Here is a 15476-nt window from a genome sequence, read left to right on the forward strand (position 1 = left end):
GGTCTTCGCTCCCTCTCTGCGGTGCGATGCGGGGCGGTGGGGTGGCGGTGGACCGGGTCCGCCATCACCCCACCGTGTTCGACCGGCCGGGAGCCGCGGGTCAACCCGTCAGGTCGATGCCCGCGCGAAGCTCGAGCGACACCTTCCCGGCGGTCTCAAGCAGCGGTGGCAGGCACCGGGCGACCAGAACACTGGTGGGCTCCGTGGATTCGAGCACGGAGACGGTGAGCGCGCCGACGTCGAGGCCGGACCGGGACCGCAACGGCCCGCACGCCGACTTCGAGACCCTGGTCCGACAGCGCCCCGCGGTGGCGTCCAGTGCGGTAAGGATGACATTGCCCGCTGCGGTGACGTGAGCAGGTAGGCGGCTGCCCGGTCGCAGGGAGACCGACATGCGGGAGGCGAGGTCGGAGCGGCTCACGTAGCGAATGTCCGTACCCTCGAGGACGGCGGCGGCCGACGCCCCGAGGCTGCGCGCCAGCTCGTCCAGGTGCGGCCGCCACACATCGGCGAGCTTGAAGCGGGACAGGTTGGCGTACCCCAGTTCGAGGACCATCGGGGTCAGCTCGAACCGTCGCCCGTGCTGCGCCGCAAAACCCAGTTCGACCGATAGCGCGGACCAGCGCGTCGAGCGCGAGCGTAAGGACCTTGACCCCGGCCCGCGCACAGCGGTCGACCATGTCGAAGGTGTCGCGGTGATCGTCGGCGGGCAGGCCGTACACCTGGAACCACAGTTGGTCCGGACAGATGTCCGCACCCTCCTCGATCGAGGCCGACGCGAGGGTACCGAGCATGTACGGGAGGTTGTGGTCCCTTGCGGTCCGGGCCCACAGGCTGGTGGCCCCTGGCCACACCACGCCGTCGTTTCCGGTCGGAGCGATCCCGAACGGCGCCGTGTAGGTCCCACCGAACAGCGTGGTGGTCGTGTCGACGGCACGGATCCCGCAGTAGCGCGGCATGACCTCGATGCGGTCGAGGGCTCCGCGGTTGCGCGCGGAACCGAGCTCCTCCCCCGTCCCACTCTCGATGAAGCCGTAGGCGAACCGCGGCAGACGCTGTCGTGCACGGCGATGAGGTCACCGAGAATGGGGTTGGCGCGCCGTCGCCGCTGCGCACGAGTACTGCCGCTCCCGGTCCCCAGTACGCCGCTCCTCGCGCCAGTCGCCACGACAGTCCGGGGCGTTACGTCAGGCATGAGCGCCCACCGGGGACCTCGTGGCATTTCGTGTGCTGTACGTGGATCCTCATCTCGCGGTAGCCGGTTGGTGGTGATCACATGGGCAGACGCGAAGATTCTCCAGAGCAGAATTTGGGGCGACGGCGACGGCGACCGCGGGCACACGAGGTCGCCGTCGGGCCCACCCCGATGACGGCGGGGGTGGGTACCTGCGGATTGTGTCCGGAGGCACCCACCGCCATGTCCTCGATACTCGCCGGTCGCGGGACAGTCCGCGCGCAGGACGGCAGGCAGGGGATCACCCTCGAGACCCTGCCGACCTGCGGGCGGAGGTAGTCGTCCGAAGGGCGAGGAGGAGGTGTGTGGGCCACGTGGGGCGCCGGGCGGCCCCGCGAACCAGCTACGCGGGAATCAGCTCTTGCCGAGTCGAGTCGGCGGCCGCGGGGTGGGGATGCGTCGCGACGCTCCCCTGCGCACCGGTGTGCAGCGCACGGACCGGCGTCGCCGCGCTCCCGGCGGCCAGGTCACGACGATCGGTTTCCGACGTCCCGCCCCAGACTCCGTATCGTTCCCCGACCCGCAGTGCGTGGCTCCGGCACTCTCGGACCACCGGACACTGCTGACAGACCCGCTTCGCCTCCTGTTCCCGCCGAAGCCGAGCACCGCGTGTCTCGCGGTCCGGCGGAAAAAAGGCCGCCGTGCTGAAGCCACGGCAGCGGGCCCGCAATTGCCAGTCCCAGGCCTCGAGGCAAGGCTGAAGTCGTGGAGTCGACGAGGTGAGCGATGGCATCGCGGCATTTCCTCCAACGGATTGGGCGGCCGGGCGACCACCGAACGCTGCATCGTGCAGAAATTGGGACATCGTCCCACTAAATTGTGGAGGTCGCATGTCCGCCATGTCAAACCTGAGCTGGCTTTTGCATAAATACAGTGGAAGAGAGGTTGACACGAATACGTGCTCCAGGCCACACTCGTTATAAGTTGGGACAATGTCCCATTATTTAACCACCATGAGGGAGGGCGTCGTGACCTCACCGACAACCGGCACGGTTAGATCAATGACCGTGGATGACCACAGGAAGAAGGCCAAGAAGGCAACCGGCGTTGCGGCGTTCGGCACCTTCATCGAGTACTACGACTTCAGCGTCTACGGTTACGTGGCCGCGACCCTGTCGATCGTGTTTTTCCCCAGCGATGATCCGATGATTGGGTTGCTGAACACACTGCTGGTGTTCGGCTCCGCGTTTGTCGTGCGGCCACTCGGCGCGATCTACTTCGGAAGGCTGGGCGACCGCGTGGGCCGCCGCACCAGCCTGATCGCGAGCATCGGACTGATGAGCGCAGCGGCCGCGCTGACCGGCATGCTGCCGGGATACGCACAGATCGGTGTCGCTGCCCCGATCCTGCTGGTGCTGTTCCGGATGCTGCAGGGCTTTTCGACCGGCGGCGAGATCGGCGGCGCTGCCAGCTACATCCGCGAATGGGCCTCCCCGCAGCGACGGTCGTTCTACGTTTCATTCATCCCCGGCGTCGCTCAGCTCGGCAAGGGCGCCGCGGCCGGTATGGCCGCGCTGGCTGCAACCCTGCTGCCGGCCGAGACCATGGAGTCCTGGGGCTGGCGCATCCCGTTCCTGCTTGCCGTGCCGCTCGGAATCCTTTGTCTCTACCTGCGACTGAGCATCGAGGACAGCCCCGAGTTCGCTGCCTCACGCGCCGAGGAGACCACCACAGACAAGCCGTTCCGGGCATTGATCACCCGGCACCGCGCTCCTTTGGCCAAGGTCGTCGGAATCTCGATCGTCCAGAACACCGGCACCTACCTCGGCACCGTGTTCGTCGCGGTGTACTTCAGCAATGTCCTCGGCTTCAGCAAGGGACAGGCGTCGACGATCGTGCTGCTCGCGGTGCTCGCCGCTGCGGTGTTCATTCCTTTCGCCGGCCTGCTCGGCACCCGTGTCGGGGCGAAGAAGGTCCTGATCTTTTCCTACTCCGCATACGTGCTGGTGACGATTCCCTCATTCCTACTGATGGGCCAGCACTCCGTCGGTCTCGCTATCGCTGGCCTGATGATCGGCATGATCCCGTATGCGCTGTGCCAGGCCGGTACCTACGCCTCGATGACCGAGTTTTTCCCGGTGCAGGTTCGCCACACCGGCGTCGCATTCGGGCACAGCGTCGGCGCTGTCATCGGCGGCGGACTCAGCCCGTTCCTCGCGACCTGGCTCATCGACGTCACCGACAACAACCTGGTCCCGGCCTACATCCTCGTGGCCGTCGGTCTGCTCGGCCTCACCATCGTCCTTGGCCTCGTCCGGCCCAACACCACCGACACCCACCTCTACCGCTGAACGCGCACCCACTCACCGGTGCTCGAAGATTGGACCCGACCGTGTACACGCTCTACGTCACCGAACCGATCCATCCCGACGCAGTCACCGCACTGGCCACGCTCGGCACCGTCCATCTGGGATACGGGGACAACGCCGTGCCCTACAGCGACATCCAGGACCAGGTCGAAGGTGTCGTCCTGCGCGCCGACACCTTTGACGCCGACAAGATCGCGGCCTCACCCAACCTCAAGATCATCGCCCGGCACGGGGTCGGAACCGACAACGTCGACATCCCCGCTGCCACCGCCGCCTCGGTGTGGGTGACCACCACACCAGGAAGCAACAGCCGCGCCGTCGCCGAACACGTCTTCACGCTGCTGCTCGCACTGGCACGCAAGACGCCGACTGCGGCCAACGGGACCACGGCCGGCGGCTGGGGTGACCTCAAGCCGACCCTGACCGGGTTCGAACTCGGCGGCCGAACCCTGGGCATGCTCGGCTTCGGCAACATCGCCACCAACGTCGCGGACATCGCCCGGGGGTTCGGGATGCAGGTGCTCGTCTCCGACCCGTTCGTCGCCGACTCTGACATCGAGCAGCGCGGCTGCGTACCGGTCACCGCCGAGCAACTGATCACAGACGCCGACATCATCAGTCTGCACCTCCCCCTGACCGGCGAGACCCGGCATCTGTTCGACGCCGACACCTTCGCACGGATGCGTCCCGGCGCAGTCCTGATCAACACCGCTCGTGGAGGTCTTATCGACGAGAACGCTCTCCTCGACGCGCTCGCCCAGGGGCACCTCGCCGCCGCAGGCCTCGACGTACTCGAAGGGGAAGCCGCGGACCCGAAGAACCCGTTCGCACACTCCCCTCGACTTGCGAAATACCTTGCCTCCCACGACAACCTGATCGTCACACCCCACATTGCGGGGCAGACCGACGAATCACTGCGCAACGCCGGACTCGCCGTCGCCCGGTCCATCCTCCAAGCATTGACCGGCAGAGTTCCCGACCACGCTGTCAATGCCATCACTGCACCCGACCTGCAGATCCTCCGCTGATCCCGCCCCACCCCGACGGGTCGGCCTGCGACCCCACAGAAAGAGAACACCCATGTTCATCACCGCCAATGCCGACAACATCGTGATCGCCGAGCCTTGGGAACGCGCGCCGCTCGACGAAATCACCGCCCTCGCCGAGTACCCGGTCGCCCTCATCGGTGACGCCCGTAACCGCATGGGTTTGATGGCCGCCGATATCAAACTCGTCACCCCTAGTCTGCGCATGGCCGGCACTGTTCTGCCGATCCAAGCCCGTGAGGGTGACAACCTGGCCATCCATCGCGCTCTCGACGACGCCCGGCCCGGCGACGTGTTGGTCATCAACGGCAACGGTGAGACCAGCCGCGCCGTTTTCGGCGACATCCTTGGCGAGATCTGCGTCGCTAAGGGCATTGCTGGGGTCGTCATCGACGGCGCCACCCGCGACGTCGACGAACTTGCAGCCATGAAACTTCCGGTTTTCGCTCGCGGTACCAGCCCTGCCGGACCGTGGAAGAACGGGCCCGGCGCCGTGGGATTCTCGGTCGCTTGCGGACATGTGGTCTGCAATCCCGGCGACGCCATCCTCGGAGACACCGACGGCGTCGTCATCGTTCCTCGCGCCGAGTTGTCCGACACCCTCGTCCGGACTCGAAACCAGGAATCCACCGAACAGAAAATGCGCGAGGCGATTCGCACCGCCCTTACGTAAATCCGGGATGGAAAGGAAATGTGCCCGCACCGTGCACAGCATGGTGCGGGCACATTGTGTTGAGTTCACTCGGTCGTCGGCTTAGACCGTCAACATCCTGGTGATCTCTCGCGTAGCGCGCAGCACCGCGGCAGCCACGCTGTCGATGTCGAGTTCCGGTATCCGGTAGCGCGGAATCGTGACGGTCACCGATCCTCCAACGACACCGTCAACGAAATACGGTGCAGCAACACCGAAAGCATCCGGAATGCGCTCACCATCACCGGTGGCCCACCCTTTCGCCCGGATTTGCCCCAGCTCCACGCTCAACTCCGCTCGATTGGTTACCGTGCGTTCGGTGTACTTCGTCAGCGCGAGATCGTCGAGCGTGTCGGCCGGCAACTCCGCCAGAATCGCTTTGCCCGCCGCGCCGGCATGCAGTGGAACTTCCACGCCGGTGGCGAGCCCGTAATGCATCGGGCGAGTACCGGGCACCACAATCGTCTGCTCGGCGCACACAGTGGTGTGATCAAATGCGGTCACACCGACTGTCTCCCCGATTTCGGCCGCCAACGCCTGCGCGATACCGCCGATCACCGCTTCCAAGTCGACGGATGACCCAACTGCCGCCGCCCAGTGCAGCAATCGTGGCCCCGCCATCGCCCGATCGTCACGCATGATCGCAATACCGGCTTTGAGCGCCGCTGCGAGCAGCTTGGCTGCAGTCGCGGGGTTCGCCCCGATTCGCTTGCCCAGTGGTCTGCTCATCGACTCGATACCGGCGGGATGAGCGACCAATGCGCTCACCAGTCGCTCGAATCGCACCAATGCCGTACTGCTTTCCGCTTCGCACAGCGACTCGACCGCGGCCACACCATGAGCTCTCGGCACATTCCGAGGCGCCGGATCACTCGCCGTCGGCATCGGGAGTGCCGAGAGCCGGCGTGCCGCGTCCTGCACGAGCGGCGCGAATCGGCGCAGATCCTCGTCGGAGGTGTCGTAACGCGGACGGGTCACCGAGACTGCGCCGAGCAATTCCCCGAACCGGAACGGTGCCGCTACGCCCGCGGCCAACGCGAAGTGCTGGCCGACACTGATCGTGTAGCCGTTGGCACGATCCTGCGCGAGCACCGCCTCAAGCGCTGACCGATCGGTCAAAGTCTCGCTGGTGAAGGACGTCAAGTCCACCTCGCTGAGCGACTCCGCTCCGAGCTGAGCCAGGATCGCCCGACCGGCGGCGCCCGCGTGCACCGGAAGAACCGTCCCAGGGCTGAGATCGTAACGAATAGGCCCCGGCGCAACGGCGGCTACCGCGACGAAGGCGCGCATGCTCGACGGTTCGTACAACGCCAGTATGGTTGTCGCATCGCACGACTGCGCTAGTGTGTCGATGGTCGGCCGGGCACTGCCGAGCAGCGGGTGACGCTCGAGGAGCCTCGAGGCGAGTACTCGGAATCGCGGCCCAACGGCATAGTTACCGTTCGAATCCCTGGTCGCCAGACCGATATCGGACAAGCCCTGCAAAGTCCGGTTCACCGTGCTCCGACTCGCACCCAACTCCTCTGCAAGTTCACGCACCCCCCAAGAAGCGCCATCTCGGCGGCCGGCCAACTCGTTCAAGGTGGTGACGATCCTGTCGGTGCCAGTAGCTACCGGCAACCGATTACGATCCCACTCGTTAGTGGGCGCAGGAGCCGCGCTTCCTGCAGCGCTCATATGTTGCCCTCTCACCCATAGCCGGTTCCCGCCCATGTTACTGACTTACCAGCACTATATTAGGACGTCGTCCCAAAAAATGAGCATCTTGGCCAAGTTGGCCCCACCACCACGATGAAGCAGGAAATGCTGCCCGGCAAGAAGACGGCGAGCCAAATCTCTTGAAGTGATACTCTACTGCGCGTTTCAGAATGTTCGGCGCGCAGTGCGGCCAAGTGACTGAACGGCACAGACGTGAATTCCCTCGTTGAACCTGTGTTCCGCGGGTGGCGATGGCGCGGTTGTCAGATCACAGACGGCACGCCGGACTGCTGTCGCAGTGCGGTGTTGAGGTCGAGATAGCCGCCCGTCCCGAAGGCGATCAGCGCGTGCCGCCAGGATTCGAGGGCGCAGTAGCGGTGCTATCCAATCTCGTCGTGGGTGCGCGGCTCAGCCACAGTCGCGCCGACCTCTGCCACTATTTTCGAGTCACCGGTGGGCGGACGAGCCAGGTATTCAAGGTCAAAAGTGGATCCATCAGCGGTAACCAGTGCCACCGCGGCAACAGGCGGCGCGCATTAGGTCCGAGAAGAACAGCGGTACGCGACCCTGTGGCACGGAGACAGGCGAGGGGTTCTCGGTGTAGCTCGCAAAGCGCCAGCGAGGCTGGGATCGACCTCTTGGGCGGCGGCAACGAGTTGGTCATGACTGATGTGGACCTGATCACATGCGTGCACCAGCGCGTCTTGTTCGTCGAGGTCCTGTAGGAGTACGTCTGGCCGATTACGATGTCGTCCGGTCGGATCGAGTGCGACCCCGACTCCATCCTGACGTGACTTCCTTCCTAAACCTGATTCCACCGAAGGATCGGCTGCGTGGCAACGTGTCGAACTGAAGAAAGCGCCCCCTGAACCGCCCTGGATCCGGTAGAGACTTCGTTCAGGCCACCTCGAGGACCGAGGCGACGGTAGGGCGCTGTTCACGGTAACGCGTCTCGTACTCGATCGGCGACAGATAGTCGATCGACGAATGCAACCGGTCCGCATTGAACCGGCGGACCCACTCGGCGGTTTCCCGCTCGACCTCGGCTCGGCCGGACCAGGACTGTGCCCGGTCGATCAGCTCGGTCTTGTAGAGACCGATCGTTGATTCCATCAGGGCATTGTCGAGGGCGTCGCCGACGCTGCCGATGGAACCAGCGATCCCCGACTCGATCAGAGCTTCGGTGAAGGCGAGAGAGGCGTATTGACTTCCGGCATCGGAGTGGTAAACCAAACCTGTTGACGTGAAATGGAAGTCGGTTCTTCTTCTCGTGAACAGAGCTTGTTCGAGAACACCGTGGACCAGTGGGGTGGCCTTCGTTGTCATCACCCGCCATCCCAGAATCCGGCGGGAGTAGACGTCGACGCAGAACGCAGTATAGACGAACCCGGCCAACGTCCAACAGTAGGTGAAATCGGCGACCCACCATTGGTCCGGGCACTGCGGCGCGTCCCAGTTCCGCTCGATCAGATCGGGGTGCCGAGGCGCTCGATCATCGCGCTCGGTGGTGACCGTGCGGCGTCTGCCGCGCACGACTCCGGTGATGCCGGTGATCGTCATCAGGCGGGCTACCTGATCGCGGCCGATGTCGTGACCAGCGCGTTTCATCGCGTGCCAGAGTTTGCGGACACCGTAGACCTGCCGATTGGCCACGTACACCGCGTGCACGGTGTTCGCGGCGTAGGCGTCGGCCAGTTGCGCTTCGGAGATACGTCCGCGGGCCTTGGCCTTGTAGTAGGTGGACGGGGCGATGCTGATGTCGTGCTCGGTGAGCACGGCACAGATCGGGTCGACCCCGAAGCGGGAGCGGTGGGCGTCGATGTAGTCGACGATCACCGCAGGCGGCGGTCGACCTCCGCCGCTGCGAAAAACGCACTCGTGGTCTTCAAAATCTCTTTGGCCCTGCGTAATTCGGCGTTCTCTTTACGCAGTCGACGCACCTCGTCGAGGTCGGCATCGTTGTCCGACGTCGAGACGGTCGGGGAATCCTTTCGTTCTGCGGTTTCGATCCAATTCCGCAGTGTTGCCGGCGCGATGCCGAGCAACTCGCCGACATGGCGCCGGGCGGCAATCTTCGAGCCTCCGCGTTCGGCGATCCGGTCCCGATACATCCGGACCGCACGCACTTGGGTCTCGGCGTCGTACTTCCTCGGTGCAGGCATACCAGCATTCTCCTTGTTGGATCAGGAGCCTCCACCTCGGCCAGGACGGTTCACCCTGAACTGGGACGATTGGAGTTCTCACACAACAAATCCACCAGTTCAGGAAAGGCACTTCCGGTAAAAGTGTCCCACAAGTTCGTCGACGGCTCCGCGATGTTCGACGAGGACAACCTCGTCTCGTGCGCCGGCCTGGTCCCGGTCATGACCCTGGCCGAGCACACCCGCCTGCCGGACCTGCCCTCGGAGAAGATCTCGATCACCACCACCAAGGTCGCCTCCGGAGCGGCGAACCCGGCACCGAAACTGCTCACCCTGATCGCCGGGATGTGCACAGGCGCCGACAGCATCGACGATATCGACCTGCTGCGCTCGGGCGGCATGACACACCTGTTCGCAGGTGTCTATGCACCCTCGACTGTGGGAACACTGCTGCGCGAGTTCAGCTTCGGTCATGCCCGTCAGCTCGAATCCGTGCTCCGCGAACACCTGATCGCACTCACCGCCCGAGTCGAGATCCTGCCCGGTTTGGCCAAGCAGGCGTTCCTCGACATCGACTCGCTGCTGCGCCCGGTCCACGGCCACGCCAAGCAAGGCGCCTCCTACGGACACACGAAGATCGCCGGCAAACAGATCCTGCGCAAAGGCCTGTCCCCGCTGGCGACGACGCTCAGCACGGCCGACTCCGCACCGATCATCACCGGCATGCGACTGCGCGCCGGGAAAGCCGGATCCGGTAAAGATGCAGGTCGGATGGTTACTCAGGCCATCGTCACCGCCCGGGCAGCGGGCGCAACCGGTGCCCTCGTGGTCCGCGGTGATTCCGCCTACGGCACCCGCGCGCGGTCATCTCGGCGTGCCTGCGCGCGAACGTGTGCTTCTCGCTCGTCCTGGCCAAGAACACCGCCGTCCAACGCGCGATCGACGCCATCGCCGACGAGGCGTGGACCCCGGTGAAGTATCCCGGAGCGGTCCGCGACCCGGACACCGGAGCGTGGATCTCTGATGCCGAGGTCGCCGAAACCACCTACACCGCTTTCGCTTCCACCAAGACTCCGGTCACCGCACGGTTGATCGTGCGCCGCGCCAAAGACGCCCGCTACCCCGACGCGTTGTTCCCGGTCTGGCGATACCACCCGTTCTTCACCAACACCACCGCCCCGGCCGCCGACGCCGATGTCACCCATCGCCGGCACGCGATCATCGAAACCGTCTTCGCCGACCTCATCGACGGACCCCTGGCGCACATGCCGTCGGGGTGCTTCGGGGCGAACTCCGCGTGGGTGCTCTGCGCGGCGATCGCCCACAATCTCCTGCGCGCGACCGGCGTTCTTGCAGGTGGTGCGCTTGTTCGCGCCCGTGGGGCGACGCTACGACGCAAGGTCGTCAATATCCCGGCCCGATTGTGTCGACCGCAGCGAAAACCGATCTTGCGACTACCCACGCACTGGCCCTGGTCGGCTGCATGGCTTCGATTGTGGGCCAACACCATCGGCCACAGCCCGCCAGCTATCGCCTGAACACAGACCGACCCGCCGAGACGGCACGACCGGGACCGCATCGTGGAAAAGCTGGGCAGACCAGCGGTCACCGCATGCCCGCAACTGCCCATACATCCACTCACCCGGCCGGAACGGGCTTCGGCATCCCGTCGGTGGATTCAGGCTAAAGCCAATACCGTTCAGTTAGTGAACAAAATGGTGCATATCGGTGACTGGGTAGGTTGCGGATGGTGTTGGTGGTGGCCCGTTTGGCTTGCCCATTTGAGAACTTTGCGTTTGACGACGCGGGGGTTGGCGCGGAGTCGGCGTACCGGGTTGACGCGGCGCAGTAGTTTGGCGATGCCCTGATCCCACAGTCGGAGGACTGCAGTGTGGTCATGAGGGGGAAAAAGAACTGTGGGACAGCGATCGTCGGGTGATTCGCAAGGCGGTGACGAAGGACATCCGGTCAGGGTCGTGACGGCCGGCGGTCGCGGCGTCGCGCATCAGGGTGCGGATGGCGTAGTGGCAGCACAAGTGCCCCCAGATTTCCTGCCGAACCAACGGTGGGGATTTCGACCGCAGGACGGCGCGGGGGCCGCGTTGGTGGGTCTTGAGTTCGTCGAAGATGTTCTCGATTTCCCAACGCTGGGCGTAGGCGAGGGCCAACTCTTCTGCAGGTGCATCGGAGGGGTCGAGGATCGTGGTCAGCAGCCGGTACTGCTCGGGGTTCTCCCGCCCGTCGTCGAGGGTGTAGTCGATTACGCGCACCGTGAGCGGTGTTCGCTGCTGCCGATCCTTTCCGGAGGTGGGGATGATCTGTGCCAGCCAGGATCCGTCGTCGAGGGGCTCGAGGTATCGAGGTGAGAGCGTCGACTTGACCCTCCACAGCAGGTCGGCGCCGGTGGTGGCGGCTTGGGTCCACATGTCGAATCCGTAGAGGCCGCGGTCGGCGAGCAGCAGCATCCCGGGTTCGAGGGTGTCCATCAGATCGTGCGCCAGCTCCCGCTCGGAGTCGAGCCGGTCTTCGAGGCGGATTTCAAGCCGTGTTCCTACGGCTTCCGTCCTCGTCGCCGTGCCCAGGACGCGATCGCCGAGATTCACTACCTTGCATCACCTACCCGGAACTACGAGTGGGTGTTCGAGGCGGACATCAAGGCATGCTTCGACGAGATCGACCACACCGCCCTCATGGGGCGGGTGCGCAGGCGCGTCGGGGACAAGCGGGTCCTGGGCTGGGTCAAGGCGTTCTTGCGGGCCGGGGTCCTCACCGAGGACGGCCTGAACCGCGAGACGATCACCGGCACACCTCAAGGTGGGATTCTCTCGCCGCTGCTGGCCAACATCGCCCTGTCCGTGCTGGACGAGCACTTCGCCGCCAAGTGGGAAGCACTCGGCCCAGAGTGGACACGTGCCAAGCATCGGCGCGCCGGGGGTGCGGTCATGAAGCTCGTCCGCTACGCCGACGACTTCGTAGTCCTCATCCACGGCCAACGCGCCGACGCAGAAGCGCTGTGGGACGAGGCCGGCGCGGTGCTCGCACCGATGGGCCTACGCCTGTCGACCGAGAAGACGAGGATCTGTCACATCGATGAGGGGTTCGACTTCCTCGGCTGGCGCATCCAGCGCCGTGCTTGGCGGAGCCGGACCGGCAAGAAGGCGATCTACACCTACCCGTCGAAGAAGTCGTTGGCTTCGATCATCGGCAAGGTGAGAATGCTGACGCGCCGTGCAACACATCGAACGCTCGCAGACCTGCTGCGCCGGTTGAATCCGACGCTGCGGGGCTGGTGCACTTACTTCCGCCATGGAGTGTCCTCGCGGACCTTCGGCTACCTCGACCATTTCGCCTTCTGGCGGGTCGTGGGCTGGCTCCGCAAACGACACCTCGGGCTGAACATGCACACCCTGGTCCGGCGCTATCTGCCCGGATGGCACATCCGTGCCGGCGGAATCGACATGTTCCGAGCAAACGCGGTCGCCATCGAGCGCTATCGCTATCGGGGCACCAAGATCCCGACCCCGTGGTCGAGTGCAACAAAGCCTGAACCTGTCCCAGCGGCATGAATACGTGGAGAGCCGGATGCGGTGAAAGTCGCACGTCCGGTTCGGAGGGCGGGCCGGGGAAACCCACTAGCCGAGAGGCTGGCAGGGCGCCCCGGTCCGACCCCTACACCGAACACCGCACCGACGAAGGCAAGCTCTATCTGTGGGCGGTCAAGGACATCTACTCGAACCGGATCGTCGGCTACTCCATCAGCGATCGGATGAAGTCTCGCCTCGCCGTGGCCGCCCTCGAATCCGCGGTGGCACGGCGGGACTCGGTCGCCGGGTGCGTGGTTCATTCCGATCGCGGATCACAATTCCGAAGCCAGAAATTCGTTCGCGCCCTCGGTCGTCACGACCTGGTCGGATCGATGGGCCGGGTCGGGGCGGCCGGCGACAATGCCGCGCAGCATGCTGAAAGTGTCACAATCGTTCTTTGCGCTGCTCCAGCGCAACGTCCTCTACCGGCAGCGTTGGGCCACACGCGAGCAGTTGCGCATCGCGATCGTCACCTGGATCGAGCGGACCTACCACCGTCGGCGACGTCAGCTCAGACTCGGCAGATTGACGCCCGTCGAGTTCGAGACGATCATGACCACACCAGCCGCACAGGCTGCGTGACCGAAACTGTCACCCGATCGTGCAGCAGTCCCCTTCGGCAATCCCACCCCCTGTCCGAGGGGTTTACTCAGAACCCCCACGGGTCGTCGCGGAGCAACTCGAGCGACCGGAAGCTACCGGTGTAGAAGACGAGCGGATGTCCGTCGTCATACCACAGTTGCTCCACTCGGCCCACGTGCAACGTGTGGTCACCGGCGGGATACGAGGCGTCCACCGAACAGGCCAGGTGCACCAGCGCGCCTTCGAGGAGAGGAACCTCCCGGCGCCAGACGAATCGCACCAGATCGGGTTGATGGGCAGCTCCTGCGAAGTGCAGTGACAACGGCTCCTGATCTGTCGCCAGGATCGAAACACCGTACTTGCCGGTCTTGTTGATCCGCTCGTTCGTCTTGGCTCGGTTCGCGATGGATATCAGAACAAGCGGGGGGTCGAGCGAAACGGAGGTGAATGCGTTGGCCGTCATACCGTGCACCGACGCGTCGTCCTCGCTTTCGGCGGTGGTGACGATGGTGACGCCGCTGGCGAACCGGCCGAGGGCCTTCCGCATCTGTAGGGGGGTGACCTCGATCCCGCCGTTCGGGGTGTTGTCGGTCATGGTCGTGCTCGTCATCGTCGCGTCCCGTTCAACCACGCACGATCTTCAGATCATCATTGTTGATCAAGTCCGGACGTGTCCACCCGTCGACGTTGTACTCGGACATGCACTTCTCGGCGAAGCCCTTGAGCTCGGTATCCAGTCCCTGGGCCTGGTAGGCGAACAATGTCTGGAAGCGGACGGCCTCGTGGTCGCCACCGTAGTTGCGCTCGTACAGCTCGTGCCGACCTCCGAACTCGGTGCCCACGGCATCCCACAGCAGCTTGAGCAGCTGCACACGATCGATCGCGGTGATGCCGTTGGACCCGCGCACGTACTGGTCGAGGTAGGGCCGGATGTCGGGGTTACCCCAGTCGCTCGAATGCGAATTCAGGTAGATCAAGCTGCTACCGAGCGTCTGCTGGATGATCTCCTTGATCCGCGGATAGCCCACCCCCATGAACGTGCGATAGGCCAGACCGTAGTTCAGGTTCGGCTGCACAGCCCCGTTCACCCACTCATCGGGAGACTTGGCCATCGCATCCGACAAGCCCCAGAACATATCGCGCCAGTTGAGGATCTCGCCGATCTGCATCTGGACACCACGAAAATTGTTGGTACCTGTCGTCTCCACCGCCTTCAGAACACAGCCGGCGATGAAGTCGAGCTTGACCGCCAAGCGTGCACAACCATGGAACATGAACCGAGCCATGAACCCGGACTTCGTCACAAATCCGTTCGTGGTGTCCGCGTCATAGGCAAACACGTTCTCCCATGGAACCAGCACACGATCGAACACCATGATCGCGTCGTTCTCGTCGAAGCGGCTCGACAAGGGATTATCGAACGGGCTGCCCATCACTGCAGCGTTCATCTCGTAGGACGTCCGACAGAACAGCTTCAAGCCCGGCGAGTCCATCGGAACAGTGAAGATCAACCCGAACTTCTTGTTGCGCAGCGGAAGTCCATAATGGGCGATGAAATTGGCATTGGTGATCGCAGACCCGGTCGCCACCACTTTGGCGCCGGAAACGATCACGCCGGCGTCGGTTTCCTCCACCACATGTACGCAGATGTCCGCGGTCTCGTCGGCAGGCTTATCACGGTCGATGGGCGGATTGACGATCGCGTGATTGAGATAGAGCACCCGCTCCTGCGCCTTCTTGTACCAGTCGAGTGCGTTCTGCCTGTACTCACCGTAGAAGTCCGCGTTGGCACCGAGGGTCCCGAGGAAAGAGGCCTTGTAGTCGGGCGACCGGCCCATCCACCCGTACACCTCACGTTGCCACGCGACGATCGCGTCGCGGGACAGAAGAAGATCGTCGGAACTGTGGGCGGTCTTGAAGAACGGGTGCGTGAATCCACCGTTACCCGTATCGGTCGGCACCGCCAGCACCCCCTGGGCTTCGGGGGTATGAAGCGCGTCGTACATCCGAGCGATCGAGCGAACCGAATTCCGGAAAGCCGGATGAGTCGTGACATCCGGGACACGTTCTCCGCGGAAATACACTTCGCGTCCATCCTTCAAGGACTCGATGTACTCCGCGCCGGTCATCGGCCGGACATCGTTGGGGGTTCCGGTGGAGGTCTCGAGAATAGTTGGCGTCGTCACGTGCT

Annotated in this window: 10 protein-coding genes, 5 pseudogenes and 1 other annotated feature; of the genes and pseudogenes, 6 read left to right on the forward strand and 9 right to left on the reverse strand. The window is 64.3% G+C overall.

The genetic code is table 11. The features are described from left to right. Positions 1-100 precede the first annotated feature (100 nt). The 3 genes and pseudogenes from RBB84_RS17445 to RBB84_RS17455 form a co-directional block, all read right to left on the reverse strand. The gene (locus tag RBB84_RS17445) at positions 101-556 is read right to left on the reverse strand and encodes a hypothetical protein (protein WP_064257618.1); all 456 of its coding nucleotides are present in this window, start codon (positions 554-556) and stop codon (positions 101-103) included. A 118-nt stretch (positions 557-674) separates the two neighbouring features. Further along, positions 675-1052: pseudogene (locus tag RBB84_RS17450) on the reverse strand (alpha-hydroxy-acid oxidizing protein); the annotation flags it as partial. A gap of 525 nt (positions 1053-1577) precedes the next feature. Next, positions 1578-1967: a WhiB family transcriptional regulator gene (locus RBB84_RS17455; protein WP_082921190.1), complete on the reverse strand. Its 390-nt coding sequence runs from the start codon at positions 1965-1967 to the stop codon at positions 1578-1580. A 268-nt stretch (positions 1968-2235) separates the two neighbouring features. Here RBB84_RS17455 and RBB84_RS17460 point away from each other — a divergent pair, with 268 nt between their 5' ends. The 3 genes from RBB84_RS17460 to RBB84_RS17470 are packed head-to-tail and all read left to right on the forward strand — an operon-like array spanning position 2236 to position 5262. Further along, positions 2236-3525, forward strand: coding sequence for an MFS transporter (locus tag RBB84_RS17460; protein WP_231912136.1), 1290 nt, complete (start codon positions 2236-2238; stop codon positions 3523-3525). 41 nt (positions 3526-3566) lie between these two features. Continuing rightward, the gene (locus tag RBB84_RS17465) at positions 3567-4571 is read left to right on the forward strand and encodes a hydroxyacid dehydrogenase (RefSeq protein WP_064257619.1); all 1005 of its coding nucleotides are present in this window, start codon (positions 3567-3569) and stop codon (positions 4569-4571) included. A gap of 52 nt (positions 4572-4623) precedes the next feature. Next, positions 4624-5262 (forward strand): RraA family protein, encoded by a 639-nt coding sequence (locus tag RBB84_RS17470; protein WP_064257616.1) that lies wholly within the window; start codon positions 4624-4626, stop codon positions 5260-5262. Between the two features lie 81 nt (positions 5263-5343). Here the strand turns inward: RBB84_RS17470 and RBB84_RS17475 are convergent, their stop codons facing one another. From RBB84_RS17475 to RBB84_RS17485, 3 genes and pseudogenes are all read right to left on the reverse strand, one after another. Beyond that, a complete protein-coding gene (locus tag RBB84_RS17475) occupies positions 5344-6570 on the reverse strand; it encodes an IclR family transcriptional regulator C-terminal domain-containing protein (protein ID WP_350247685.1) in 1227 nt (408 codons plus the stop codon). Positions 6571-6777: 207 nt separating this feature from the next. After that, positions 6778-6993, reverse strand: a pseudogene (locus RBB84_RS17480) (hypothetical protein); the annotation flags it as partial. 882 nt (positions 6994-7875) lie between these two features. Beyond that, a protein-coding gene (locus tag RBB84_RS17485) for an IS3 family transposase (protein ID WP_156666269.1) occupies positions 7876-9140 on the reverse strand; the annotation gives its coding sequence in 2 pieces (ribosomal slippage) (positions 7876-8843 and positions 8843-9140; 1266 coding nt in all). After that, positions 8722-8853, reverse strand: a sequence feature (AL1L pseudoknot). Its footprint overlaps the gene before it by 132 nt. A 153-nt stretch (positions 9141-9293) precedes the next feature. Here RBB84_RS17485 and RBB84_RS17490 point away from each other — a divergent pair. After that, positions 9294-10657, forward strand: a pseudogene (locus tag RBB84_RS17490) (IS1380 family transposase). A gap of 357 nt (positions 10658-11014) precedes the next feature. Here the strand turns inward: RBB84_RS17490 and RBB84_RS17495 are convergent. After that, a pseudogene (locus tag RBB84_RS17495) lies at positions 11015-11608 on the reverse strand (IS4 family transposase); the annotation flags it as partial. A gap of 3 nt (positions 11609-11611) precedes the next feature. Here RBB84_RS17495 and RBB84_RS17500 point away from each other — a divergent pair. Further along, the gene (locus tag RBB84_RS17500) at positions 11612-12685 is read left to right on the forward strand and encodes a reverse transcriptase domain-containing protein (RefSeq protein WP_231912133.1); all 1074 of its coding nucleotides are present in this window, start codon (positions 11612-11614) and stop codon (positions 12683-12685) included. A 107-nt stretch (positions 12686-12792) separates the two neighbouring features. Continuing rightward, positions 12793-13285, forward strand: a pseudogene (locus tag RBB84_RS17505) (DDE-type integrase/transposase/recombinase); the annotation flags it as partial. Positions 13286-13352: 67 nt separating this feature from the next. Here the strand turns inward: RBB84_RS17505 and nphA are convergent. Together nphA and RBB84_RS17515 are read right to left on the reverse strand one after the other, a co-directional pair. After that, the gene (gene nphA / locus RBB84_RS17510; RefSeq protein WP_064257376.1) at positions 13353-13880 is read right to left on the reverse strand and encodes an NADH-dependent flavin reductase; all 528 of its coding nucleotides are present in this window, start codon (positions 13878-13880) and stop codon (positions 13353-13355) included. A gap of 28 nt (positions 13881-13908) precedes the next feature. Next, positions 13909-15414 carry a 4-hydroxyphenylacetate 3-hydroxylase N-terminal domain-containing protein gene (locus RBB84_RS17515; RefSeq protein WP_156666202.1) on the reverse strand — a complete coding sequence of 502 codons (1506 nt, stop codon included), beginning with the start codon at positions 15412-15414 and terminating at the stop codon, positions 13909-13911. Positions 15415-15476: the final 62 nt, after the last annotated feature.

It is taken from the genome of Rhodococcus sp. D-6 (genome assembly GCF_040256695.1).
Lineage (GTDB): Bacteria > Actinomycetota > Actinomycetes > Mycobacteriales > Mycobacteriaceae > Rhodococcus > Rhodococcus pyridinivorans.

What these genes read in the sequence shown, in the direction of transcription:
- RBB84_RS17455 (WP_082921190.1), bottom strand. Translation starts at nt 1,967, where the DNA reads ATGCCATCGCTCACCTCGTCGACTCCACGACTTCAGCCTTGCCTCGAG.
- nphA (WP_064257376.1), bottom strand. Translation starts at nt 13,880, where the DNA reads ATGACCGACAACACCCCGAACGGCGGGATCGAGGTCACCCCCCTACAG.
- RBB84_RS17470 (WP_064257616.1), top strand. Translation starts at nt 4,624, where the DNA reads ATGTTCATCACCGCCAATGCCGACAACATCGTGATCGCCGAGCCTTGG.
- RBB84_RS17445 (WP_064257618.1), bottom strand. Translation starts at nt 556, where the DNA reads ATGGTCCTCGAACTGGGGTACGCCAACCTGTCCCGCTTCAAGCTCGCC.
- RBB84_RS17460 (WP_231912136.1), top strand. Translation starts at nt 2,236, where the DNA reads ATGACCGTGGATGACCACAGGAAGAAGGCCAAGAAGGCAACCGGCGTT.
- RBB84_RS17475 (WP_350247685.1), bottom strand. Translation starts at nt 6,570, where the DNA reads ATGCGCGCCTTCGTCGCGGTAGCCGCCGTTGCGCCGGGGCCTATTCGT.
- RBB84_RS17515 (WP_156666202.1), bottom strand. Translation starts at nt 15,414, where the DNA reads ATGACCGGCGCGGAGTACATCGAGTCCTTGAAGGATGGACGCGAAGTG.